We start from the raw sequence: 24,643 nt of genomic DNA on the forward strand, positions 1-24,643 counted from the left end.
ATTACTTTTCACCTACTGATGCGGCTGATATCTCAATTTTAGTAGACGTATCAGCTTCAACTTGATCTAGTGCTTTGGTCTTTTTAATGCGATAGCGCTTGTCAAGCATACTCAATAATCCACCTAAAGCCATAATAATTGCGCCTAACCAAATCCAGCGAATCAGCGGCTTCACATAGATACGTACGGCCCATTGATTGCTGTTCTCAGCGATAGGCTCACCAAGTGCTACGTATAAATCACGCATGAGACTAGCATCAATAGCAGCCTCGGTTATCGGCATCATACTGATAATATAGGTGCGTTTTTCAGGGTATAAAGTGGCGACCTCGCGACCCTCTTTCGTTATCTCAACTTGTGCTCGCGTACCATCAAAGTTACTTTCTTTAACTTCTTTAAAGTCAACAAGTTTGAAGTCGTAACCTTGTACATTGACTGTATCGCCAGGTGCCATCGCCACATCGCGCTCAATACTTAAGCTACTGGTAAACGCCACCCCAATAACTGCTATTAAGACACCAATATGTGCGGTTTGTTGACCCCAATAGCTGAGACGTAATTGACCCAAACCGCTAAATATATTGACCGAGTTTTTAGTCTTATCTCTAAAATCAACCACCATCCAAAACAGTACCCAAAAGCTAACCGCTAAAGTGACACCAATATTAAGCATAGATGATGGATTGACAAAGTAGGTGATAATTGCGGCTAACACCAAGCTAGCGACTGCTATAACCATTCCAACGCCTAATAAGGGACGGCTATCTTTTTTCCAGCGAATATTTGAACCCATACCCATCGCTATTAATAACAGCCACGTTAAGGGTACAAACAATGCATTAAAGTAAGGGGGGCCTACCGATACCTGGCCTAAATCAAAGGCGTCGGCAATAATTGGATAAAGCGTACCGAGCAGCACTACTAATGTCGAAATCAAAATGATGGCGTTGTTGATTACTAAAAAAGACTCACGTGAAATCAGCTGATATTGACTCTCAACGGTCAAACGCCAACCGCGAACGGCAAACATTAATAAGCCGCTACCGATGATAATGCCAAGAATAGCTAAGATGACCAAACCACGCGTCGGGTCAGCTGCGAACGAATGCACCGAGGTAAGAACTCCAGAGCGCACAAGGAACGTGCCAAGCAAACTTAATGCAAAGGCAAAAATAGCCAGCATAATGGTCCAAGCTTTAAAGACTCCTCGTTTTTCGGTGACTGCTAAAGAATGCAATAATGCCAATCCAACAAGCCATGGCATAAACGAAGCGTTCTCTACCGGATCCCAAAACCACCAACCGCCCCAACCAAGCTCGTAATAGGCCCACCATGATCCTAAAGCAATACCGACTGTCAGAAAGCCCCAAGCGGCTAGCGCCCATGGTCGTGACCAGCGTGTCCAAGCAGCATCTAAACGCCCTTCCCACAATGCCGCCATACAAAAAGCAAAAGGTACTACCATACCGACATAGCCCATATATAGCATGGGTGGATGAATGATTAGACCAAAATCTTGTAGGACAGGATTTAAATCAGCGCCATCGACTGCTAGATTGGGTAAGGTGCGCTCAAATGGTGACGAGGTAAATATCAGCATTGTTAGCATCATTAACTGCACACCGGCCAAAATCACTAATACCCGCGCGCGCATTGATAATGGTAGACCACGGCTAAAATAAGATACCAGTGCACACCATGTCGCCATGATGGTCATCCACAGCAGCAAAGAACCTTCATGTCCACCCCATGTCGCCGATAACTTGTAGTACCAAGGCAACAGAGTATTGGAATGCTGAGTGACATAAACTAGGCTGAAATCGTTGTAATAAAAGCCTGCCATTAAAGCGCCAAATGACGTTATCATAGCGGCAAACTGTGCCCAAGCAAGGCTTGGGGCTAAACGCTGCCAGGCCACTCGATTACGCATAACACCAACGGTTGGTAGAACCACTTGCAATATTGCCAACACAAAAGCAATCAGCAAGGCAAAATAACCTAATTCTGTAATTAACATACGGTCTAACCTTGTTCGCTTTAGTACAGTCACAGCTTACTGTGGCTAGCGCAATTTATAATATTAAAAGCATCCAAAATCTATAGCCAGTTATCGCCAATGGATCCTATAGACTTTCATTTAACTACTTTAGAAGGAGTTACCAGTGGAGGCGCGCCTTTAAAGCGCAGTAAACGCAGCGCATTGAGAGTGACGAGCACTGTTGCGCCAGCATCAGCCAGCACCGCAATCCATAGCCCAGTAATGCCGAATACGGTGGTGATTAGAAAAATGCTTTTAAGCCCTAATGAGAAAATGACGTTTTGATGAATATTGCGCATCGTTGCGCGCGACAGTGCAATCAGATGAGCCATGTCCGTGACCCGGCTTTTCAATAAGGCGATGTCGGCTGTTTCAATGGCCACATCAGTACCGCCACCCATCGCGATGCCGACATCAGCAGTTGCTAGCGCGGGCGCATCATTGATACCATCACCTACCATCGCTATTTTGCGATTATTCTTCATCTCGTTAAGCAGGCGCAGTTTATCTTCGGGCAACAGCTCCGCTTTCCACTCAATATCTAAATTACTGGCAAGCGCCTGAGCGGTTAAGCGGTTGTCGCCTGTCAGCATAACGGCGTTCACACCCATCGCTTTGAGCTGAGCCACCCCTTCATGAGCGTCGTCTCTTAACTCGTCTCGTAGGGCAATCAGTCCAAGCGCTGCTCGACTTTGCTCATCGAATAGAACTGAGACCGTCTTACCTTGATTTTGCAGCGCCTCAATTTGAGCCTGTTGTTCAACTGAAATTACCGCCTCATCAGCGGCATAGACGGGCGAGCCGATAGCTAGCGTGCGGCCTGACACAGTCGCATGCACCGCTTTACCCGCAGTAGTGGAAGCTTTAGAGGCCACAGGTATGACCACATTAGCAGCTTCAGCATGACTGACAATAGCTTCAGCAAGCGGGTGACTAGAACCGGTTTCCACACTGGCGAAGAGCGCCAATACCTTATCTTTACCTTGAGAACCCGCATACTCTTGAGTAAAGGCAATAATGTCAGTAACGCGTGGCTTACCCTCAGTTAAGGTGCCGGTTTTATCAAAAGCGACTGTCTCCACTTTGCCGATGGTTTCTAAAGCACTACCCCCTTTAATCAGCAATCCGCGGCGCGCACCGACCGCCAGACCAGAAGCAATAGCAGCTGGTGTTGAGAGCACAAGGGCACAGGGACAGGCAATTAGCAACAGTGCCAAACCGCGATACAACCAAGTTCCCCAATCGCCGCCCATGGCTAACGGTGGCACGACGATAATTAATGCGGCAATAGCCATCACTGCTGGAGTGTAATAGCGACTAAACTTTTCAATGAAACGGGCGGTAGGCGCTTTAGAAGCTTGTGCTTGCTCTACCAGTTCAATAATTTTTGCAATCGTATTATCGGCAGCCGTTTTCTCCACCCGTACTTGTAACACGCCATCGATATTAATCGACCCTGCAAATACATTGTCACCCGTTGTCTTGGCAACAGGGACCGACTCTCCGGTCACAGGCGAGTCATCTAGGCTAGATGCACCTTGAACAATCTCGCCATCGGCAGATACTCTATCGCCAGGACGGACGAGCACAAGATCATTCACTTGTAGTGAGGATGCTGGAACGTCACGTTGCCCCCCTTGCGCATCGAGTAAAATTGCAGTCTTTGGAACCAGCGATGCCAAGGCTCTGATACCAGCGCGAGCACGATCAGCAGCAATACTTTCAAACAGCTCACCAATCGAAAATAAGAAAACTACCGCTGCGGCCTCTTCAGCCTCACCAATGATAAGGGCACCAAGCACGGCGACGGACATCAGCGTTTCAATGGAAAAAGGTGAACCCGACTTAGCCAGTGCCACCGCTTTGCGCACAAATGGAAAGACGCCCACGATCACGGCGATGGCAAATATCCATACCCCGTAAGCGGGGAAAAGTAATGACAATAGGTAAGCACCGCCCATCAGAACACCGAGACCAACAACCTGTTTGCCTTTTTGAGTTTGCCACCAACGCTGACGTTGCGAGGTCAACGGATTGTCGCTGTCAATATCAATAGCCGATACAGTCTGTTGGCCTGTATTAGCAGAGATGCCAAACCCTAGGCTTTTAATGGTTTTTTCGATATCACTGACCTGAGTTATAGCCTCAGGGTCTAGCGTCAACTCTAGTGATTCTGTAGCAAAATTTAGCTTAATATCAGAAACCCCAGGCATACGTATCAAGGCTGTTTCAATCTTGCCGATGCAACTTGCACAGTCCATACCTTCAATACGATATTTCATAATATTCTGCCTTTCAAATAGTGTTATTATGAACCCTCTAGTAGGTTCAGAGTCAAGGGCTGTATCTACAGATTTATGAGTTTTATTTCTCCAACATCAAGCTTAAAAGTCACTTCAACGTTCTGAACCATCGAGGTTATTATGTTAATCAAAATTGGTGAGCTTGCTAAACGCACAGGTGCCACAGTAGAGACCATTCGCTATTATGAAAAAGAGCGTTTATTACCTGGGCCTGCTCGCAGCGAAGGAAACTATCGTTTATATAATGAGGAGCACATGGATCGTCTACAATTCATCCTACATTGCCGTATGCTTGACATGGCTTTAGATAAAGTGCGACTCTTACTTGATTTTTGGGAATCTCCTAGCGAGGACTGTGGCGATGTGAATACCTTGCTAGATGAGCAAATTCACGCCGTGGAAATACGGATGAAAGAGCTGACGCACTTAAAACAGCATCTCACGGTTTTACGTCATAAATGCACCAGCAGTGTACCAACGACATCCTGTGGCATACTCAATGCCCTTGCTGATAACTCTTGTCATTAATAGCATCTATTTTTACTAGTCAAATTCTGAAAGATTGAAAATGGCATAATAGCAAGCACAAAAAAACCCAGCAATGATAGTAAAATCACGACTGAGCTGGAGAAAAATCATAACTATGCTGCGTTAATTTATTAGGACTGTGTTGACTTATTAAATCTTATTTGTCAGCCATAGCAAGGTAGATGCCACGGTCCGATGCATCATCAACGAATTTTGAATCGCGCCATGTCGTATAAGCATAGACACCGCTGTATGGGCTGATGCCATTCTGACGAAAATCAGAAATCCAATTGGTACCATCAAAGATTTGGATATGACCATGCGGACGCTTTGATGAGCGATCATAGACGATAACGTCACCTACTTGGGTCGGCATGTCATTGCTGATTTTGCTGAAACCTGCTTTATCAAGTGTGCCACGAGTAGCATACTGATAGGCTGAAGGGTTCGGTGTAAACTCGTAACCTGCAGATTGTAGCGCTTTACGTACATAGCGGGCACAATATCCAGAGCTGCCAGATAAAGCGACTCGTGAAGCACGAGCGGCGGCGCGAGCAGGTGCTGAATTGCTATCAGGAACCGTATTGACTTGCTGCTGTTGTTCAGCATATAAGCGGCTGTTTAATGATGAAAGCTGATTCTCTTTTTGCTGGGCCTGCGCACTTAGATTGCTAATTGCTTGACTGATTTCGTCATTATTTGAGACATAAGCACCGCTTTTTGTGCTATAGAGGTTCTTTGATGAACCGTAGTTTGATGCTACAGAAGTATTAGTGATAGTATTATTGGTTTGAGAGATTGTTATAGCAGCACCACTCGTTTGTGCTATGCCCATACCCAGTGCTGATAAAATCAATAAAGCCTGTTTCATAAAGTTACTACCTAAGGTTGATACAAAATAGCCTGTCATCAATAACAGAGCAGTCAATTAAATTTCAACAACTCAAGCATATACACGTCATAGTGAGTAATACTTATGCTGCAAAATGCTTATCTAAAGCAGTTAGTAGTGCTGGCAACCTTGTTAAAGTCTTATGAAGCTATTGAAAATCAGGTGGTTAGCCAAAACACAAAGCCGACTTTAGCATAGGCTATAAGACATGTCACCACTAATAAAAATCTCAAAAACACTCTTGTATTACTGATGAGATGACCGAAGACCCCTATTTTACAATGTAAGTTTGTGTATCTTTTAAGAGATATAGCTAACCAATTCGATATGTTTTTTATTATTTTATGAGCAAAAAAAACGTCTGATTGTTAAATCCAAATTATGGATTTAACAATCAGACGTTTTTTTATTAGGTGAAGCAATCATGCTACATAGAGTTTAACCAATTATTATGATTATATAATATATTTATAGTGTAAATTTGAATCTTAATTCCCTACTGGCTTATGTAATATTACGTAATTGTTACGATACATCGTGTATTTCCTTGTATTAATTTCTTAGTAGTTAGCTACTCTGAAGGTAAATAGTCGATAAAACAGCTTACATTGTCATCAAAAGTTACAAATTCGAAGTTATTTTTGGCTTTTAAAGTCTCAGTAGCTAACGAATTTTTTGATAAATAGTTATTTTTATAAGCAATAGAACAGTCTTATACCTTTCTTATTTGCTCTTAACGCTAACACTATAGTCAATTATTCTTATTTTCGAACATCTTATAGTTGCTGTTCTACAGATTCAATATCAACATAAACTTGGGTCGTTCCGTCTTTATTAAGCTGCATGATCTGATAAGGCATGAATTTATTTTGATACTCCATACCTGGGCTACCTACAGGCATACCGGGCACAGCAAGACCCATTGCTTGTACTGGCGGATTTTCTAAAAATTGCTCCATATATTTAGCGGGTACATGACCTTCAAAGACATAGTCATCAGTAGTGACTACCGTATGGCAAGAACGCATCTCAGTTGGCACTTTGTAGCGGTCTTTAAGGGATGACAAGTCTTTTGGGTGCTCAGCCGTCGAGCTCAATCCATTACTTTGTGTATGGTCAATCCACCCCTTACAGCAACCACAATTGGCATCTTTATAAACCGTCGCTGAGACGTTTTTAAGTAAATCTGGATTACTTACTGGTGTTGTGATCATAGGGGCACTTTCAATTTTCGATTCAGCTTTCTCTAAAGCAATAGCCGCTGAATTTTCGGTTGGTACTGGTGTTGAGCTTGCATCAGATACGCCACTATTCGATTGATTACAAGCAAATAGTGATGTGGCGGCAAGTAATACCAGCGTACCACGCAACCCTTTAGACAAGTGACGATCAAACATAAGTCTATATTTTAGTTTTAAGATTGTCATAATGCTCTCTTATATATTGTGAATATTGTAAGCCATATAAGGCTAAGTGACCCTTCATATCGTTTGATAATGTAGCATAATAACCCATCAAATAAGGTATGCAAATTTATCCATTGAGTAGTGCGGACTGGTATTATAGGCAGATTTTATTTTGAAGTACTGTCTGTAGTAATAAAGAGTCTATCTAAGTCTTAGATTTTGACTGAGAATTTAAGACTCATATTTTTGGATAATTTGCGATGCGCCTGTCTACTATTAATCTACAAAAGCGTCTGAATACTAAGTCAAAGCCGCTGCCACTATTGCTTATGCTGACAACAGCCTGGCTTGCAGGGGCTGTTTTCTTATTAGCGCTAGCACCTTATGGGTTCTGGCCGCTAGCAATAGTGTCACCAGCGATTTTATATTCGCTATTAGTACCACAAATGAGTGGTCGCCGCGCTTTTATTATTGGTGAAGCTTACGGTATGGGACTATGGTGTGTCGGTGGCTTTTGGTTATATACAGCCATCCATGATTATAGCGATACCCCGACGTGGCTTGCGTTGATTCTGATTGCGTTGATGGGTCTCGGTATGGGGCTGTTTCATGGCTTTTTAGCACTAATCTTTAACCGAATGGTAGGCAAACAACCCTTTTCCTTTGCTGCGCTTTGGGTGTTACAAGAATGGCTAAAGACTTGGCTGTTCACAGGCTTTCCGTGGCTGTTTGTTGGTTATGCATTTACTGAAGAGTACTGGTTGTCGTCCTTAGCACCTATTGCTGGTGTTTTTGCCGTCTCTTTTGTTGCCATACTATTGGCTGCAAGTTTAGTGGAACTACTGCGTCGGCGCAGTAGTTATATCGTCGTTTCTGTAATGTTATTAGCCATTAGCACATCACTATGGCTAATCAATCCACAATGGACGAAACCTAAGGGCACACCTGATCTGTCTGTTTCATTGATTCAAGGCAATATTTCACAAGATATAAAGTGGCTGACTCAATATCAAGTAGAAACCCTAAAGATTTATGCAAAATTAACGCGCACTGAGTGGGGACGTGATGTTGTGGTATGGCCTGAATCATCTATTCCGATGTTTCAGGATGAGGCTACCGGCTTTATTAGTGAAATGGTAGAAATGGCTAATACAACTAATACGACATGGATAACCGGTATTCCTTATAAGGATAAAGCGGCTTTCAATGCTAGTACTGATGCCAATACTGACAACTATCCTCCATTTTATAATAGCGTGATGGCTTTGGGCGCAGAAGCCGATGGTCTCTACAAGAAGCAGCGCCTGGTACCGTTTGGGGAATATATTCCATTCGAAGGCGTGCTTGATGTTTTCCCTAATCTGGCTGGTAGTCAGGATATTAAGAGCTATAGCCGCGGGAGTGATCAACAATCACCGCTGCAGGTACGTGGACATACTATAGGTACGGCTATCTGTTATGAGGTCGCCTATCCAGATACCACGCGCAAAAACGCAATGAATACTGACTTTTTATTAACGGTCTCTAACGATGCCTGGTTTGGCACTTCAGCAGGCCCATTGCAACATTTGCAGATGGTACAAATGCGTGCGCTTGAGAATGGTCGCTGGTTTATACGTGCGACCAATACTGGCGTTACCGCTATTATCAACCACAAAGGACGTATCGTAAAACGCGCACCACAGTTTGAGCGTACTGTATTGCGCGGTGAAATACAGGCACGGGTTGGCAACACCCCCTTCATGATTATGGGTAATTACCCTATTTTGATAATAATAGCGCTGCTATTACTTCTAAGCTATCTTGGCAGGCGTTCAAAATCAACAAGAGATTGAAAGAGTATTTTTCATACTAAAAACTTATCTGAAGTAGTAAACGAAAAATAAAAACGTCTTAAAGGGTACTATTTTATTATGTTAGAGGTACTGTTACTAGCGCTAGCGCTAGCACTGGCTGCGGATGCGTTTGCCGCATCAGTCGGTATTGGCTCCACTCACAGGGTCGACTCTAAGCCGCAGTTTATAAAAATGACCTTACTGGTTGGTTTATATTTTAGGGTTGCTCAAGGAGTGATGCCGCTGATTGGTTATGTGCTTGGCTCTACCATGCTAGGCTGGTTTGCGGAAGGGGCGGCTTGGATTGCTTTTGTCATACTAGTAGTGCTTGGGATCAAGATGCTCTATGAGTCGCGTTCCGTTAACGATGATGATACTCGGATCAATTTAAGTCATAAAACATTACTGTCGTTGGCGATTGCCACCAGCCTTGATGCGATGGGCGCAGGATTAACTTTAAATCTATTACCAGTCAATGCTTATTTAGCATGTTTGATCATTGCACTCACGACAGCTATGTTAAGTGTTTTAGGCGCTTATATAGGACGTAAATCAGGAACATGGCTGGGTAGTTGGGCAGAAGCGCTAGGGGGTTTGGTTTTGATAGCCATTGGTAGTGAATATGGTGGTTTAAAGACAGTCTTATATTTAGGAGTTACAGCGACTAATTAAAAAGATGGATATGCCGCCATTTCATCTTGAAAGGTACACTGCTATGTACACTGAGCTGCTATAAGTAATTTTTACTACCGATACCAATAGCCTACAGCCTAGTATTCAAGTCCTCACTAGGGTACCGAACCAGCGAAAGCGCCTGATTGGTTCGCCATAGGCATACCCTGCGTCAATATAGGGAATAGCGGCATTCAATACGTTTATTAAATTAGTAACCAACATCAAAAAATCGAACTGACCCAGCTGGAACAGTAACTTTCATTTTATTATCCATTATATGAAAATCTTCTTTAGATAAAATATCCTTTACCCATTTAACTTGTTTATGAAAATGTATAGTTACATCTCTATCTTGAGGGTCAATATAGCCTTGATCTACTAAAATAATACGGCTATGTTTCTCGTCTAATTTAACCACAGACCAAGCAGATCCTTCGACACGTATAGGTAAATCCTGTGCTCCGAGATCAATAGATTTTTTCATCATTGGATAAAACTCTTCTGCAGCTATCTCTTTATCATCACTAAAACCGACTCTTCCATTTGATACAAAATAAGGGATATCTTGTTTTTTTAATTGCGCTGCTGATTCTATAGGGGCGATTGGGATCATACCATTAGGCATCGGCGGAATGAAATTCAACCATCTATAGGGTATACCTAAGGCCGCTCTAGAATAATCATATGTCGGCAAGTTAGTGCCCGCCCACTGAATTTGTCCCAAACTCATTACAGCATTTGAGTCATTTTCGCTATAGTGATTCATTTCATGATGATTGGTTATTGACTGCGCTAATTCTGCATCTACATCTTTTATTAGCATCCATGAACCAATTGATTGCATTGCATCTTTTTCAACAATGGGTAAGACACCCGATTTCATTAAGGCAAATAGAACATTTAGCCCTGGCTGCTCGGTGTAACGGCTATCAAAAATAATGCCCATTCTTGAACCGTACGCTGCTCTCAACACTGCAGATCTAAGATAAGGGGATACACTGCGCTGTCCACCGGGACTGAGAGGGCGCCAACTGGTTGGGTTATCATCCACAAGTCTCATTGCATAATCATTAACATAGCCACCTAAGAGCATGCCTACTCTACCGGTAAAATTTATATCTTGCGTACGTGATGTCGTATCTTCAGCAGATGGAACTAAAATATCAGCATACTTCCCAGAGAAAAACATATCTTTCCAAGGTTGCTGCTGAGAGGTTGTAGCCCAAAAAACATCTTTATATCTAAAATATAACTTTGCTTTACCTTGCTTACGCATCGCTTTGGCCAAACGTGGCATATACTCTGAGATAAAATAGAGTACTCTTGGATCTTTCGGGTCATGCATTTCAGCATACAAAAAGCCAAGAGCGGTATTCGGAGCCGCTTCTAATATAGCCTCCATTGTATCAATACTGACTCCAAATGGGTCTGTACCATGACCAGACCAAATAACAAAACTTTGTCCTCTGGTCTCAAATGCCTTCGCTTTTTCAATCAACTGTTCTCGCGTATCTTTGTATTTCTCTCGCCGATCTTGTTTAAGCGCAATTTTGCCTATTTCTTCGACTAATGGGGTACGATCCCATTTTTCAGTCCATCGTTCTTGGGTTACGCTAAGGAAATCTGCACCATCAAGTTTTGCCACATCACTATTTAGTTCTGCGGCAGTCAACATTACCCAAGGTTTATCAGATTTCTTTTGGTAACTTGGTATCTCAAAAGCTAAAGCTTGTTCATACAAATCATTAATATTTTTTTCAACTTGTGCTAAACGACCTGTTAATTGATGAGGAATGTCTAACCAATCTTTATTATTTAAATCAAAACTATAAATAGTATTGCCACCACCAACTTGGCCTGCCGCAAACAGCTTTTCGTGAGTGGCTGATAACTCTATATCATTAAAAATAAGGCCTTTGTATTTTTCACCAACTTGCTTTATTAACTTTCCTTTCGCATCGACTAAATAAGTAAGACCTCCAAATTGAAGTACTACTTCGTTATACTTAGGTAGTAGCGATGTGCCATACACATGCGCATAACGCTGTCTCTGTTCAGAGGGTATTTCAAAGTTTGCAATTTGTTTAAATTTGCTATTGTAACCAAAAAATGATGCAGCCGACTTTTGGCCACTTTTATGATCACCGAAAAGTAATAAATCGTCCAAACCATCCTGATCTAGATCTGCAACATCAATGTCCGTTATCATCATATTTTTAGAAATATCTTTAACATTTTGATCTGCTGTGCTGACTTCACTAATTACATTCTTTGATTTAGGGTCAATGAAGCCCATAAATTCCCAGCGATATTGATCATGCCCTAAAGTGAAAACAAATAAACTGTCTTTATCGCTAGATAGGAAATGGCCCGTTTCTATTTTGCGAACCACGCCTTCTAATTTTGTTTCGCTGAGAAGTTCACCTTTGCTATTTAATTCATACAAAACAGAGTTATTTCCTCCTGCATAAATTCGCTTCTCACCATCAACAAGCGCTACTGCCACTTCACTGAAACGAACTTTTTTAGGTGGAGTAAACTTCCAAAGAGGAGCTACATTGTTTTTAGATATGGTATCCCATGCATAAATGCTTCCATCAGCACTTGCTGCTATTAGCTCATCAGATTTGTCATTATTTAAATCCGCACTATTTATCTCAAAAAGCACTGCTTTCTCTTGAGTTGCGCTTCGCCACAGCTCTTTACCATCTGGACCATAACTTGCTACAGCACCATCTAATTCAGATGTATAAACAATGGGTTGACCATTCACTGTACCACTCGAAATTTGACGCAGACCATTGCCTTGTGTCGTAAAAGAGTCTTGTGAAACTTCAGTTGCAAAGCTGCTAACAGAAAAAAGTAACGTTATTGATGCTGCACTTAATTTATTAAAAAAAAATTTCATTTTTATATCCTCACCTTTAGGTGAATTAAGAAACCTCAATTTGATATTTATAAGTTCTAATCCGGTAGTCCGAAGATTCAAGTCCTTACTAGAGTATTGAAATAGTGAAATCACCTGATTGGTTAGCTATAGATATACTTATCAAGTTTGTAGCAAGTAAGAGTAAATAGGTGTAAATCGTTACTTTTTTTAAACTTTCTTCGAACTACGCAACGCTTTAATCACTTATAGTTTTTTTCAGTAAGGAATTGATAGAGAGACGCCTTATCTGATTAAGCCTGTCTATTCAACTAAGATATAAAAAGGGACAACATCATGAAAAACTACTATTAGGCTCGCTATTGGCTGCTTCCACTTGCGTAGCTATGATCGCTCCTGCAACAGCCGCTACTAATACTGTCTCGACAAATTCAGTGCAAGTAAAACAAAAGGGTTTGCTTTCAAAAATTAATCTAACTGCTACACAGAAAGCACAAGTTAAATCTATCCGCGATACTTATCGTGATCAAGGTAAAGACGGTCACAAACAAGCTCGTGCTGAGATTGCAAAGGTCTTAACAGCTCAGCAACGTTCGCAGTTAGATGCACTAAAATCTGAACGTAAAGCTGGTTAGAGCTGAATGGACGTGGATACTAGTTAATAACAATCAGTTAAAACCACTCTAAAGAAGTAATAAAATAGTTCATCTACAATAGATGAGCTATTTTTCTATGGCAATACTCACGATGTAAAGGTAGATTCAGACTTAATTGATAAGATAGGTTTAAGTGGTATAGACATGCTATGTGCTGATAAGAGCTATGATTCTGATGAGCTGCAAGCACATATTCAACAAGCTAGTTGTTTCAATAGTATTACTCAAAAACAGAATACTAAGGCCAAAAATAGCCATACGGACTGGCACTTGTACAAGGCTAGGCACTTAATAGAAGATGCTTTTTCTCAATTGAAAACCTACAGAGCGGTTCCAACTAGATTTGATAAGCTTAAGCAGAGTTATGAGAATACGATGATCGCTCTCGCTTGTGAGACTTTATGGTAAATAACTTTAAGTAAAAGAGTAGTCATCCCAAGCATAATACACTTATCTAACAGAATTAAGCTGAGTATCACGCTTTGAGCCATTAGTGAGCAATCAATTGCTGTTGGAAAGATGGTATACGCTAAATAGCGTATACCATCTTTCCAACATTACATCTGGTCATGGCTAAATAATTCATTGACCGTTAGATAGCTTTGAGACTACGAGACTTAAAAATTGATTTAGGAATGTAAAATGATACTACCCAGTTTGGCTGATCAACGATTTCACTAATTTTTAGCTGTCCGGCTACGCTGCACAGGGCATAAGCTAACTCTTCGTCCATACCCGCTTTTTTATTCAGCCGATCAATCATGAAGCGCACTGCATTTTTCGCACCTTCCATAAGGTCGGGGCCTACTCCCGTGGTAACAATATACCCCTCATTATGGTTATCGCTGGCAACAGCGGGCATGTCAAACATGGGAGCAGGAATACTATCGCCCTTATGCAGTCTGATTGTCGCTGTAGTTGCCATACGTGTTTCAACTGCAGTGCCACATACCTCTCCATCCCCCTGACATGCGTGTGTATCGCCAATGCTAAGAAGGCCTCCTGGCACCTGAACTGGTAAATAAAGCTTAGAACCCTTTACTAAATCGCGAATATCTAGATTTCCGCCACATATGCGTGGGGGAACAATAGAATGAGAGCCTGGTTCAGCAGGTGCTAGCCCAATAGTTCCTGCAAATGGTCGGAAAGGAATAACGACATCATCATGAAAATATACTGACTCATTATCATACTCTGAAATTTTTAACCATGGCTTTGCAAACTCTTCAGACAGCAAGCCAAAACCAGGTATTATTCCTGTCCATCCCCAGCCGCCAGGTTCGAAATCTAAAAGCTCAATTTCAATAACGTCGCCTGGCTCAGAATCTTCAATAAACAGCGGTCCACAGACAGGGTTTAAAGCATCCATAGGCAATCGCGTAAGAATCTCAGCCTTGCTATCACGAGTAATCAGGCCTCCGCTAGCATCGAGAATATCGAATCGTCGGGTATCACCGGAGCTTATAGTTTCAGCAGGCTCAAGATTATGATCAAAACAATGGTGAACATCGTGAATCGTCTTGAATTTCATATTAAATCTCCATATTGACTTGGCGGCCACGCATTTTTGCCAAATAATAGATGCCAACGCCTATTGCAGCCCAGATGGCACCAATAATAATAGTGTAGCTTTCAAAGCCACTCCATATGTATCCTACAACAGCTATGCCAAGCAACGGGCTCAAAATATGTAGAAAGAAGTTATGAGACTTTTTCTTAAGCACGAAGTAATACATGGTACTAATATTTAGAATCAAGAAGGCTGTTAAAGCCCCAATAGTGACAATAGAGGTTAGTAGAGCAAGATGAGACATAAAAGCAATCGCAACCACAATCGATATCACGCTTACTAATAATGTGCTGACATATGGTGTCTTATAACGGGAGTGCACACGAGAAAGTGCCGATGGCAGCAGGCGATCACGTCCCATACTGTAAAGAATACGCGCTGTTGCAATCTGCGCGACCAGTGAATCCGCAATACCCCAGGCAATCGCTGTCGTTGCTGCTGTTAACACTCCTAACCATTCGCCACCAGCAATACGAGCCGTTTCATAAAATGCAGTATCAAGGTTATTGAATTGTTCAGGATCAGGTTGTATCAAGGCCGCAATCCAAGTTTGTGCAATAAATAAGCCGCCAATAATAAACAGCACTAAGAAAATTGCCTTACTTACGGCCTTACCACCCCCTTTAGCTTCTTCAGCCAGAGTAGAAATACCATCGAAGCCAAGAAAGCTTAGTACAGCAATAGGTACTGCAGAAATTATAAGTCCTAATGAAAAGTTATCTACATCATAAACGGGGGCTATCGAAAACACAGCTCCGTTGACATTATTACTAATGGCAACAACCCCTACTACTAGAAATATTGCAAGAACGATAAGCTCAGCGATCAACATCCAACGATTGAACACTGCGGTGAAGCTGATGCCACGAATATTGACATAGGTATTAAAAATTACGAAAGCGATGATCAATAATATTGGTGAAATCGAAGGGAAAATGTCGTGAATAGCAAGTGCGCCTACCACATAAAGCAATGCAGGTATAAGAACATAATCCAATAGCATAACCCAACCGGCTACAAAACCGATAAAACTGTTGGTTCCTTTAGAAACATACGAGTATACGGAACCTGCTACAGGAAATTCTTTGGCCATCTGTGAGTAACTGACAGCAGTAAACAGCATACCTACCAGCCCTATTATATAGGCGGTCACGATCGTGCCACCACTGGCACTCATTACGTGCCCGAAGATGCCGAAGGGTGCAATAGGAACGATAAAGATAAGGCCGTAGATCACCAGATCCCTTAGCTCTAGCGTTCGTGAAAGCTCCTGCTTGTAGCCAAGACTTTCAAGAGTATTCTCACTCATTGATAAATTCCTTTTATTTGTAACTTCCTTTTTTGGTATTTTAAGAGTAATTTTCGTTGACCAAATCAATACAGCAATATCACATTTTCTTTTGAGGTAAATAGATACGCGTAAGTTTAAGCGTGTTTTTTAGAATACTACTATCTAACTGAGCAAATGCAATGAATTCGTATGAATCATTGTTCGAACTTTACTTTTTGTTATACCATTTATTAACGTTTTATCTATAAAATTACTGAAAGCTTCTACAATCGGAATGTGATGTATTTGCCCATAATCAGTGACCATAACGCAAGAATCGACCCCGAGAATTTTAATACTTCCAGCCGCTCAAGCTATCGTATCTAAGATTAGATGTATCCTTGAGACCAGTTTATAAAAAGTACATAGATCAAGGTATTTCTAACTTCATACAAACGAAAATCAGTGAAGACATTAGATTTCTGAGAAGGCATCTATCACGGCTATAGTCTATTTCGCTCGGGTCATGATAGGAAAGCTGTTATTTGGTGCTCCTAGGCGGGTTAAAACAACCCACATAGGAGGTTTTTTACATACTGATTATCGAGTTGGGGTCACCCGCCAGATGGTATTAGACAGGTCATCGGCAACGATAAGTGCCCCTTTTGGATCCACTGTCACGCCTACTGGTCGACCAAAGGTCTTGCCATTTTCACCTTGGAATCCAGTTACAAAGTTAATTGGGTCCCCAGCTGGCTTACCGTTGCTGAATGGGACGAACACTACATCGTAACCTGCTGGATCTGAACGATTCCAGCTGCCATGCTCACCGATGAATGCGCCTTCGCTAAACTTGCCGCCCATGGTTGCCGTTGAGAATGATATGCCTAAAGGAGCTTTGTGCGACCCAAGGCTATAGTCTGGCGCAATCGCGGCGGCTACCATATCAGGTTGCTCTGGCTTGACCCGTGGATCGACATTTTGTCCCCAATAGCTGTAGGGCCAACCATAAAACTTACCGTCTTGAACTGAGGTCAAGTAATCAGGTACCAGTCGTGGACCGAGCTCATCACGTTCGTTGATCACCGCCCATAACTGGTTAGTGCCAGGCAATATAGCTAACGCCGTTGGATTACGCAGACCAGTTGCATAAGGTCGGTGAGCACCGCTTTTGGCATCGATCTCCCAGACCATGGCGCGATCCGCCTCTACATCCAGTCCGTTTTCAGTAATGTTGCTGTTGGAACCAATGCCCACGTACAGGAATTGCCCATCTGGACTGGCCGTCATCGCCTTGGTCCAATGATGATTGACCACGCTAGGCAGGTCGGTGAGTTTGCGTGGCGGTCCACTAGCGGTAGTCTGGCCGGGCTTATAATCGAACTGCACTACCGCATCTTGATTGGCGACGTACAGTTGGTCTGCGACTAACGCAAGACCATAAGGCGCATTCAGATTCTCAGCGAATACAGTGCGTGTCTCGTAAGTGCCATCGCCATTACTATCACGCAGAAGGGTCAGACGGTTGCCCCCTTTGACGGATGTAGTGCCTTTAGCCTTGAAATAAGTAGCAATGATATCCTTAGGACGTAGCTTAGGTGCACCGCCCCCCTTGCCCTCAGCAATCAGTATGTCACCATTGGGCAAGACCAGCGTCTGCCGTGGAATCTTAAGGTCAGTGGCAATGGCTGTGATTTTATAGCCTGACGGCACTATGGGTCGGTTATCACCCCAACCTGCTGGCTCAGCGATTTTCAAGGTGGGTAACAGGCCGCGTTGGGCTTCGGGCAAGGTCGGGTTGGCACCTAACTGTTCTGCATCATCTATGTTGTTTTCGCCACAGGCACTTAAGAGAGCAGCGACTAAAAAAGATATCGACAAGATATTAAGTGTTCTCATCTTGCACCTCCAATACGCCAGCTTGTGAGGCCAATCCAGGTTGCAATGCAGGCCAGAATGACAGTGATAACAGATAGAATAAGCCCAGTCGGCATACTGGCCCAGACGTCTTTTGCATGAATGAACGAGTTGATTAAACCCAGTACAAAAGCGGCCAATAACAACAGAAAATAGACCACTGGTGTACCCATGCGCTTATCAGCGCGGGCTAGAGACAAGATCGAGCCTAACAAGGCCAGACCATTGAACATCAGTGCACCTATAAGCATCCAGGAAGCAAAGTTCTTCCATTGCAGCTCGTAGCTGGACCAATAGGCATAATCGTTAAGTAAGACTCCGATAAACAGAGGTACTATTCCGGCCAAAAAAAACGCATGCAGCGGGTGCAGCGCGGTGCCGGAGTGTCGGGCAACAGCACTAGTCATGGCGGTTTCCTTATTAATGGTAAACGAAGATTCAATTGGCCGTACTGATTGTACCGGCCCGAACTACGCATGATGGAATTCAAGTTCTACAAAATGAAATCATGGCTTGAAACATACCAAAGCCAAAAGAATTCTTCAATCCTTTTTTAGTTATTTAATGAACATAAGCTGATTTTTATTTCTTGAATAAGTACTAGCTATAGTCTTTCCTAACTCAAAAAACCTGAAGTCCAATAACTAGCGTGCTCCATCAATAACCTTCAAATATTCACTTCGCAATGACCGGTTATATATGTCAACATAAGTATGTTTGATTATTGCCGCTAGGTGGCGTAATTAAAATTTTTCAAGTTAACATCTAACAAATTGACAGCAGGGGTCAGATTGTAATAGCATCAACGATTCCCTTTACCAGTCTTGCCTATTGACCAGCAAGATCATTCCGGAGTAATCCCATGCAGTGGACTAAACCAGCTTTTCAAGACATCCGTATTGGTTTCGAAATCACGATGTATTTCGAAGCCCGTTAAAATTTACTAAACTTACATCCATTAAGAGCCCTAGGTGACTAGGGCTTTTATTTTTTGGAAATATTGATTTATGTATATTCATGTTTTAGGTTCAGCTGCTGGTGGTGGTTTTCCACAGTGGAATTGCAATTGCTATAACTGTCATGGTGTTCGGCTAGGGACTATACAGGCGAAGACTCGTACTCAATCTTCGATCGCCATATCAGGAAATGGTATAGATTGGATTTTATTAAATGCATCACCCGATATTCGTCAACAATTGTTTGAATTTAAGGCAGCGCAGCCAGCACGTGGATTGAGAGATACTGGCATTACCAATGTGGTCTTGATGGACAGTCAACTTGACCATACAACAGGACTATTAACCCTGCGCGAAGGTTGTCCGATGCCTGTGTGGTGTACTGATATGGTCTATCAAGATCTCACGACAGGATTTCCGCTTTTCAATATGTTGAAACACTGGAACGGTGGTCTGCAGTATCATCAAATTGATCCAAAACAGACCTTTAAAATTGAAGGCTTTGAAAATTTAGAACTAACGCCTTTGGTGATTAGAAGTTCAGCACCGCCCTATTCCCCGCACCGTAATGATCCACATGACGGCGACAATATTGCCCTGATTGTGAAAGATTTAAAAACACAAAAACAACTCTTCTATGCGCCAGGGTTGGGCAAAATTGATGATGACGTTATGCAAATCATGAAGAATTCTGATTGTGTAATGATTGACGGTACCCTATGGACTGACAATGAAATGCAAGAATGCGGCGTCGGCACAAAGACCGGTCAGGACATGGGCCATTTGCATATCAGTGGTGAAGACGGCTCACTGCATTATTTAGATCAGCTAGATAATTCACGAAAAATATTGATTCATATCAATAACACCAATCCGATATTGAATGAACAATCTGAACAGGCGGCAACATTAAAACAACATGGCGTTGAAGTGGCGTTTGATGGTATGCAGATTGAATTGTAAGGTAAAGACAGCAATCGTAAGGTGAAGAAAATGCAAAAAGAGCAAACAGCACTTAGCCCAGAAGCGTTTGAACAAGCGATTATGGACAAAGGTCAGTATTATCATATTTACCATCCCTTTCATGTCATGATGCATGAAGGGCAAGCGACGCAGCAGCAGATCCAAGCGTGGGTCGCCAACCGATTTTACTATCAAATCAATATCCCACTCAAAGATGCAGCCATTATGGCCAATTGTCCCGATCAGCGGGTGCGTCAAGAGTGGATTCAGCGCATGATTGATCAAGATGGCGTCTATCCTGACGGTGGGGGCCGTGAGGCATGGTTAGGTCTGGCAGAAGCGGTTGGGCTGACTCGTGAGCAAGTAATCTCTGAAGATTTGGTGCTACCAGGTGTACGTTTTGCTGTCGATGCTTATGTGAATTTTGCACGGCGTACCTTATGGAGAGAAGCTGCCAGTAGTTCACTAACAGAGTTGTTTGCCCCGCAGATTCATCAGTCGCGTTTAGAATCTTGGCCCAAACATTATCCTTGGATTAAGGAAGAAGGCTATACCTATTTCCGCTCGCGCTTGAGTCAAGCTCGCCGCGATGTTGAGCATGGTCTGACCATTACCTTAGACTCGTTCAAAACGGCCGAGCAACAAGAGCGTATGCTAGAGATATTGCAGTTTAAACTGGATATCTTATGGACGATTCTAGATGCATTGAGTTTGGCTTATGTGCACAATCAAGCCCCTTACCAAAGTGTTACCACTGACAATGTCTGGCATAAAGGATTGTTCAAATGAGTATACCTGCTAGTTTACCTGAGCTGGATCAATCTATCGTACCCGTGTGGCGTCATGGCTATCGCTTTCAGTTTGAGCCAGCGCAAGATGCCTATGTCTTGCTCTACCCTGAAGGCATGATTAAGTTAAATGAAAGTGCCAGTATCATCGGCCAACATATTGATGGTCAGGCGTCCATTGCTGACATTATCAAAAATGTGAAAGCCATGTTTGGTGATATCCCCGAAATCGAGCAAGACATCATTGAATATATGCTGGTTGCCCAGCGTGAACATTGGATTGATCTAGTATGACTGCTCCAGTCGGGCTACCGTTATGGCTACTTGCTGAGCTGACCTATCGCTGCCCATTACAATGCCCTTATTGCTCCAACCCCATTGATTATGCTCAGTATAAGCAGGAGCTAACGACCCAAGAGTGGTTTGATGTGTTTGATCAAGCTCGGACAATGGGCGCGGTGCAGCTTGGTTTTTCTGGCGGCGAGCCACTGGTTCGTCAAGATTTAGAAGAATTGGTCGCTTATGCGCACAACCAAGGTTTTTATACCAATCTAATCACCTCAGGTATGGGATTGAACGAAGCTCGGATTGCACGGTTAAAGGAAGCAGGGCTTCAGCATATTCAGATCAGCTTTCAAGCCAGTGATCCAACAGTGAATAATGCTTTAGCAGGCTCAAAACATGCCTTCGAGCAAAAGTACGAGATGTCGTGTCTGGTCAAACAGTACGACTATCCGATGGTACTCAACTTTGTGATTCATCGGCAGAACATCGACCAGATTGATCAGATTATCGATCTATGCTTAGAGCTGGAAGCCGACACGGTTGAGCTGGCCATTTGCCAGTTTTATGGTTGGGCTTTTGAAAATATACAAGGCCTACTGCCGACTAAAGAGCAGGTGGTAAGAGCCGAACGCATTACCAATGAATATCGTAAAAAAATTAAAGAGAGTGGTATCAAATGCAAACTCATCTTTGTGGTGCCTGACTATTACGAAGAGCGTCCAAAACCCTGCATGGATGGCTGGGGTAAAATATTCTTAACAGTAGCACCAGACGGTACAGCCCTACCTTGTCATGCTGCCAGACAACTGCCAATACAGTTCCCTAATGTGCGAGAGACACCGCTGTCAGATATATGGTATGAGTCTGCGAGCTTCAATCAGTTTCGCGGTGATGACTGGATGCCTGACATGTGCCAAAGCTGCCCCGATAAAGAACGCGATTATGGTGGCTGTCGTTGCCAAGCCTTTATGCTGACTGGGGATGCCAAGAATGCAGATCCTGTCTGCGGTAAATCGCCTTATCACTATCTGATTGAGGAAGCGCGTGCAAACAGTGAGATACCTGTACCTTTTGAAGATATGCTGTTTAGAAATCCAAAAAACTCTAAATTACTGAGTAACAAACAACTAAATGAAGAGCAGTTGATTCCTACTCGTACGGTAACGGATTGACGATGAATACCCAGCCTGTGATATTTGATGGACACAACGATCTATTAACCCGCCTGTGGCTGAGTCCAGCTGCCGATCCTGTGCATGATTTTATTCATGGCACATTACCCGGACATTTGGATTTAGAACGTTGTCGCAAGGCCGGATGGATGGGTGGCTTATTTTCTATTTTCTTGCCGCCCTACGCTTATGTGAAAAACAACCATCCTGACAAGTTAGTCAATTTCTCAAACTCCGATTTTGATACTCAAGAAATCATTGATATTTGCAGCGCGCAGTTGAAACTAGCACAGCAACTAGAAGCACGGTCAAACGGTCAAATTAAAATCTGTACGTCCTTAACACAAATTAAGGCCTGTCAGCGCAATCAGCAATTGGCCATTGTCATTCATATGGAAGGTGCTGAGGTTTTGGCCATCAAGCCTGAACTATTGGATCTGTTTTATGAGGCAGGGCTTAGAAGTATTGGTCCACTCTGGAACAGAAAAAGCCTGTTTGGAGATGGCTTGAACGCCTCCTTTCCGCATTCTCCAAATACAGGGTCTGGTCTTACAAGACAAGGTAAAGACCTCATTTTAGCGTGTAGCAAAAATCATATGCTGATTGATGTGGCTCATATGAATGAGCGTGCTTTTTGGGATACGCTAGAGATTATTAATCAGCCAATTGTTGTGACTCACTCCAATGCACACGCGTTATGTCAGCAAGCAAGAAATCTGACCGCTCCCCAATTGGCTGCCATCAAACAAAGTGATGGTATGGTTGGGGTGAATTTTGATGTGGCGTTTCTCCGTGCAGATGGGCAGCGTAATACCCAAACCTCACTTGATGTGATTGTCGATCATCTTGATTATCTGATTGACCATTTAGGCGAAGATCACGTCGGTTTTGGCTCTGATTTTGATGGGTGCTTGTTGCCTGATGAGTTGTCTGATGTTACTCAGCTCTCTATGCTGATTGAACGTATGCAGCAACGGCACTTCTGCGATCAATTGATTGAAAAAATTACGTCAAAAAACTGGTTTTCTGTGCTTGATAGAATATGGCAGTAATCATTAATAGGATTAAAACTCACTTATAAAATTTAATGAAATACGCTATTGGCATAGTTTTAAAATTCGAACTCATCCGAAACTCTATATCATTGTCATTTAGATTAAATACTGACTGAGGAAACCTGCTAATTATTGCAGGTTTTTTTATACCTAAATATTATTTTTGAATCAATGCATAACTCACCTGTTGGTATAGAGCAAGTTATAAAAACACAAGGTCACTAGTAGCAGTGCTTCCTGTTTATTTCCTACAGTGCCATACACACTCAAGATTAAGCTATGCTGAAGACAACCTATACTTTCAATTCTATAGAAATTGACTTGGGAGATTTTCATTACGCAACCTAACTCTAACTATTAAACCACATCTATATTAGTATTTTATAGCCTGAATCCTATTCTAGTTTTTGTTTACCAAGCTCCATCTATCTAATACGATCCTTGAAATTATAGCTTCCATTACTGTATCAATCTCAAGAATAGCAGCTGACTATCCTTCCATTCTTCCTGAATATCAAGCAACAGAAAACTCCAACTACTTATTGTCCAATGAATCATTTTCAGTGTTTTCGGACTAATCTGACAATAGAGTGGCAGTAAGAATACTATAAAAATATAGTGCCCAGATACGTGTTAAACTTTATAATATAATAGTTTACATTGTGATTTATTAATACTATTATGCATACAGGCCAATAAAATCATTAGATGTAAGATATTGCTATAATAAGGTTTTTAGTCGAGCTACCTTGACATGGTACAGGTCAGCAGTTCGAGTCTGCTTATGCCTACCAAATTTAGAAAGCCCCAATCTCACGATTGGGGTTTTTTTTGTCCGCAAAATATGGGCTGTAGAGGAAAATTCTTGCTTGTATCGACTCATAGTTATGATTATGCAATCAGCTTCAAATTATTTGAAAAAGCGACAGTGACCAACCCTTAGAAACCATTAAAATTAAAACCCTCTTTTTGACCTCTACTTCAAACTCTAAGCTAGAACCTATTTCTCTCTTTATCCTCTTTTACATATTCAAAATTATAGGAATAATGGCAGCGTCAAATCAAGCGCTAGCAGGCATAAACAAGCCCAAAGATGTGATTCATCATAGTGATCGCGGTGTTCAGTATCTATCTATTCGTTATACTTATAGTATGCCTGATCGCGGCGTGATTGCTTCCGTTGGCACAACAGGCGATTCATACGATAATGCCTTGATTGAAACCGACAACGGGCTATATAAGTCTGAGGTGATTGAGTACCTAAAAAAGCAGCGGCACGGGGTTAACGATGTTGAACTGGCAACCCTTGAATGGGTGAAATAGTTTAATAAGGCCCGACTGCATAGTGCCGTTGATTATGTCTCGCCTTTTGTGTTTGAAAAGCGGTATTATGATAATTTAACCCTGTCAGGCATTGCTACTTGGCTCAAGTAAACCAGTCTCTGAT

The 24,643-nt window shown here is 42.4% G+C and carries 18 protein-coding genes and 3 pseudogenes; 12 read left to right on the top strand and 9 right to left on the bottom strand.

Annotated features, from left to right (window positions below; all coding sequences use genetic code 11):
- Window position 1: 1 nt before the first annotated feature.
- Together I6E86_RS10465 and I6E86_RS10470 are read right to left on the bottom strand one after the other, a co-directional pair.
- A complete protein-coding gene (locus I6E86_RS10465; RefSeq protein ID WP_110924228.1) occupies window positions 2-2,017 on the bottom strand; it encodes a heme lyase CcmF/NrfE family subunit in 2,016 nt (671 codons plus the stop codon).
- Between the two features lie 116 nt (window positions 2,018-2,133).
- Window positions 2,134-4,320: a heavy metal translocating P-type ATPase gene (locus I6E86_RS10470; RefSeq protein WP_110924227.1), complete on the bottom strand. Its 2,187-nt coding sequence runs from the start codon at window positions 4,318-4,320 to the stop codon at window positions 2,134-2,136.
- A 141-nt stretch (window positions 4,321-4,461) separates the two neighbouring features.
- Between I6E86_RS10470 and cadR the strand changes: the two genes are divergently transcribed.
- On the top strand, window positions 4,462-4,869 hold the full coding sequence (cadR, locus tag I6E86_RS10475) for a Cd(II)/Pb(II)-responsive transcriptional regulator (RefSeq protein ID WP_110924226.1): 408 nt from the start codon (window positions 4,462-4,464) through the stop codon (window positions 4,867-4,869).
- Window positions 4,870-5,026: 157 nt separating this feature from the next.
- Here the strand turns inward: cadR and I6E86_RS10480 are convergent, their stop codons facing one another.
- Together I6E86_RS10480 and I6E86_RS10485 are read right to left on the bottom strand one after the other, a co-directional pair.
- On the bottom strand, window positions 5,027-5,740 hold the full coding sequence (locus I6E86_RS10480) for a CHAP domain-containing protein (protein ID WP_110924225.1): 714 nt from the start codon (window positions 5,738-5,740) through the stop codon (window positions 5,027-5,029).
- A 797-nt stretch (window positions 5,741-6,537) separates the two neighbouring features.
- On the bottom strand, window positions 6,538-7,188 hold the full coding sequence (locus I6E86_RS10485) for a DUF411 domain-containing protein (RefSeq protein ID WP_110924224.1): 651 nt from the start codon (window positions 7,186-7,188) through the stop codon (window positions 6,538-6,540).
- 239 nt (window positions 7,189-7,427) lie between these two features.
- Here I6E86_RS10485 and lnt point away from each other — a divergent pair, with 239 nt between their 5' ends.
- Window positions 7,428-9,002 (top strand): apolipoprotein N-acyltransferase, encoded by a 1,575-nt coding sequence (gene lnt, locus I6E86_RS10490; RefSeq protein WP_197177410.1) that lies wholly within the window; start codon window positions 7,428-7,430, stop codon window positions 9,000-9,002.
- A gap of 78 nt (window positions 9,003-9,080) precedes the next feature.
- Window positions 9,081-9,636: pseudogene (locus I6E86_RS10495) on the top strand (manganese efflux pump MntP family protein).
- 249 nt (window positions 9,637-9,885) lie between these two features.
- On the opposite strand, the gene I6E86_RS10500 reads toward I6E86_RS10495, so the two are convergent.
- Window positions 9,886-12,585, bottom strand: a complete 2,700-nt coding sequence (locus tag I6E86_RS10500) for a hypothetical protein (RefSeq protein WP_197177411.1) — start codon at window positions 12,583-12,585, stop codon at window positions 9,886-9,888.
- 365 nt (window positions 12,586-12,950) lie between these two features.
- Between I6E86_RS10500 and I6E86_RS10505 the strand changes: the two genes are divergently transcribed.
- Together I6E86_RS10505 and I6E86_RS10510 are read left to right on the top strand one after the other, a co-directional pair.
- Window positions 12,951-13,199, top strand: coding sequence for a hypothetical protein (locus tag I6E86_RS10505; RefSeq protein WP_197177412.1), 249 nt, complete (start codon window positions 12,951-12,953; stop codon window positions 13,197-13,199).
- 99 nt (window positions 13,200-13,298) lie between these two features.
- A pseudogene (locus tag I6E86_RS10510) lies at window positions 13,299-13,628 on the top strand (transposase); the annotation flags it as partial.
- Between the two features lie 184 nt (window positions 13,629-13,812).
- Here I6E86_RS10510 and I6E86_RS10515 read toward each other — a convergent pair.
- The 4 genes from I6E86_RS10515 to I6E86_RS10530 all read right to left on the bottom strand — a co-directional run bounded on the left by I6E86_RS10515 (window position 13,813) and on the right by I6E86_RS10530 (window position 18,384).
- Window positions 13,813-14,751, bottom strand: coding sequence for an acetamidase/formamidase family protein (locus tag I6E86_RS10515; RefSeq protein ID WP_197177413.1), 939 nt, complete (start codon window positions 14,749-14,751; stop codon window positions 13,813-13,815).
- A 1-nt stretch (window position 14,752) separates the two neighbouring features.
- A complete protein-coding gene (locus tag I6E86_RS10520) occupies window positions 14,753-16,099 on the bottom strand; it encodes an APC family permease (protein WP_197177414.1) in 1,347 nt (448 codons plus the stop codon).
- A gap of 561 nt (window positions 16,100-16,660) precedes the next feature.
- Window positions 16,661-17,959 carry a PQQ-dependent sugar dehydrogenase gene (locus I6E86_RS10525; protein WP_197177415.1) on the bottom strand — a complete coding sequence of 433 codons (1,299 nt, stop codon included), beginning with the start codon at window positions 17,957-17,959 and terminating at the stop codon, window positions 16,661-16,663.
- Window positions 17,956-18,384: a DUF2231 domain-containing protein gene (locus tag I6E86_RS10530; RefSeq protein ID WP_197177416.1), complete on the bottom strand. Its 429-nt coding sequence runs from the start codon at window positions 18,382-18,384 to the stop codon at window positions 17,956-17,958. Before I6E86_RS10530 ends, I6E86_RS10525 begins: the two co-directional genes overlap by 4 nt.
- A 455-nt stretch (window positions 18,385-18,839) precedes the next feature.
- Here I6E86_RS10530 and pqqA point away from each other — a divergent pair, with 455 nt between their 5' ends.
- The 7 genes and pseudogenes from pqqA to I6E86_RS10565 form a co-directional block, all read left to right on the top strand.
- A complete protein-coding gene (gene pqqA, locus I6E86_RS10535; RefSeq protein ID WP_075107140.1) occupies window positions 18,840-18,914 on the top strand; it encodes a pyrroloquinoline quinone precursor peptide PqqA in 75 nt (24 codons plus the stop codon).
- A 70-nt stretch (window positions 18,915-18,984) separates the two neighbouring features.
- Window positions 18,985-19,896, top strand: coding sequence for a pyrroloquinoline quinone biosynthesis protein PqqB (gene pqqB, locus I6E86_RS10540; protein ID WP_197177417.1), 912 nt, complete (start codon window positions 18,985-18,987; stop codon window positions 19,894-19,896).
- 30 nt (window positions 19,897-19,926) lie between these two features.
- Window positions 19,927-20,685 (top strand): pyrroloquinoline-quinone synthase PqqC, encoded by a 759-nt coding sequence (pqqC, locus tag I6E86_RS10545; protein WP_197177418.1) that lies wholly within the window; start codon window positions 19,927-19,929, stop codon window positions 20,683-20,685.
- Complete coding sequence (gene pqqD / locus I6E86_RS10550) at window positions 20,682-20,978, top strand: pyrroloquinoline quinone biosynthesis peptide chaperone PqqD (protein ID WP_197177419.1); 297 nt, start codon at window positions 20,682-20,684, stop codon at window positions 20,976-20,978. The genes pqqC and pqqD overlap by 4 nt, the downstream gene beginning before the upstream one ends.
- Complete coding sequence (pqqE, locus tag I6E86_RS10555; protein ID WP_197177420.1) at window positions 20,975-22,141, top strand: pyrroloquinoline quinone biosynthesis protein PqqE; 1,167 nt, start codon at window positions 20,975-20,977, stop codon at window positions 22,139-22,141. The genes pqqD and pqqE overlap by 4 nt, the downstream gene beginning before the upstream one ends.
- A 2-nt stretch (window positions 22,142-22,143) precedes the next feature.
- Complete coding sequence (locus I6E86_RS10560; protein WP_197177421.1) at window positions 22,144-23,193, top strand: dipeptidase; 1,050 nt, start codon at window positions 22,144-22,146, stop codon at window positions 23,191-23,193.
- Window positions 23,194-24,240: 1,047 nt separating this feature from the next.
- Window positions 24,241-24,630: pseudogene (locus tag I6E86_RS10565) on the top strand (integrase core domain-containing protein); the annotation flags it as partial.
- Window positions 24,631-24,643: the final 13 nt, after the last annotated feature.

The organism is Psychrobacter sp. SWN149 (assembly GCF_015864565.1).
GTDB lineage: Bacteria > Pseudomonadota > Gammaproteobacteria > Pseudomonadales > Moraxellaceae > Psychrobacter.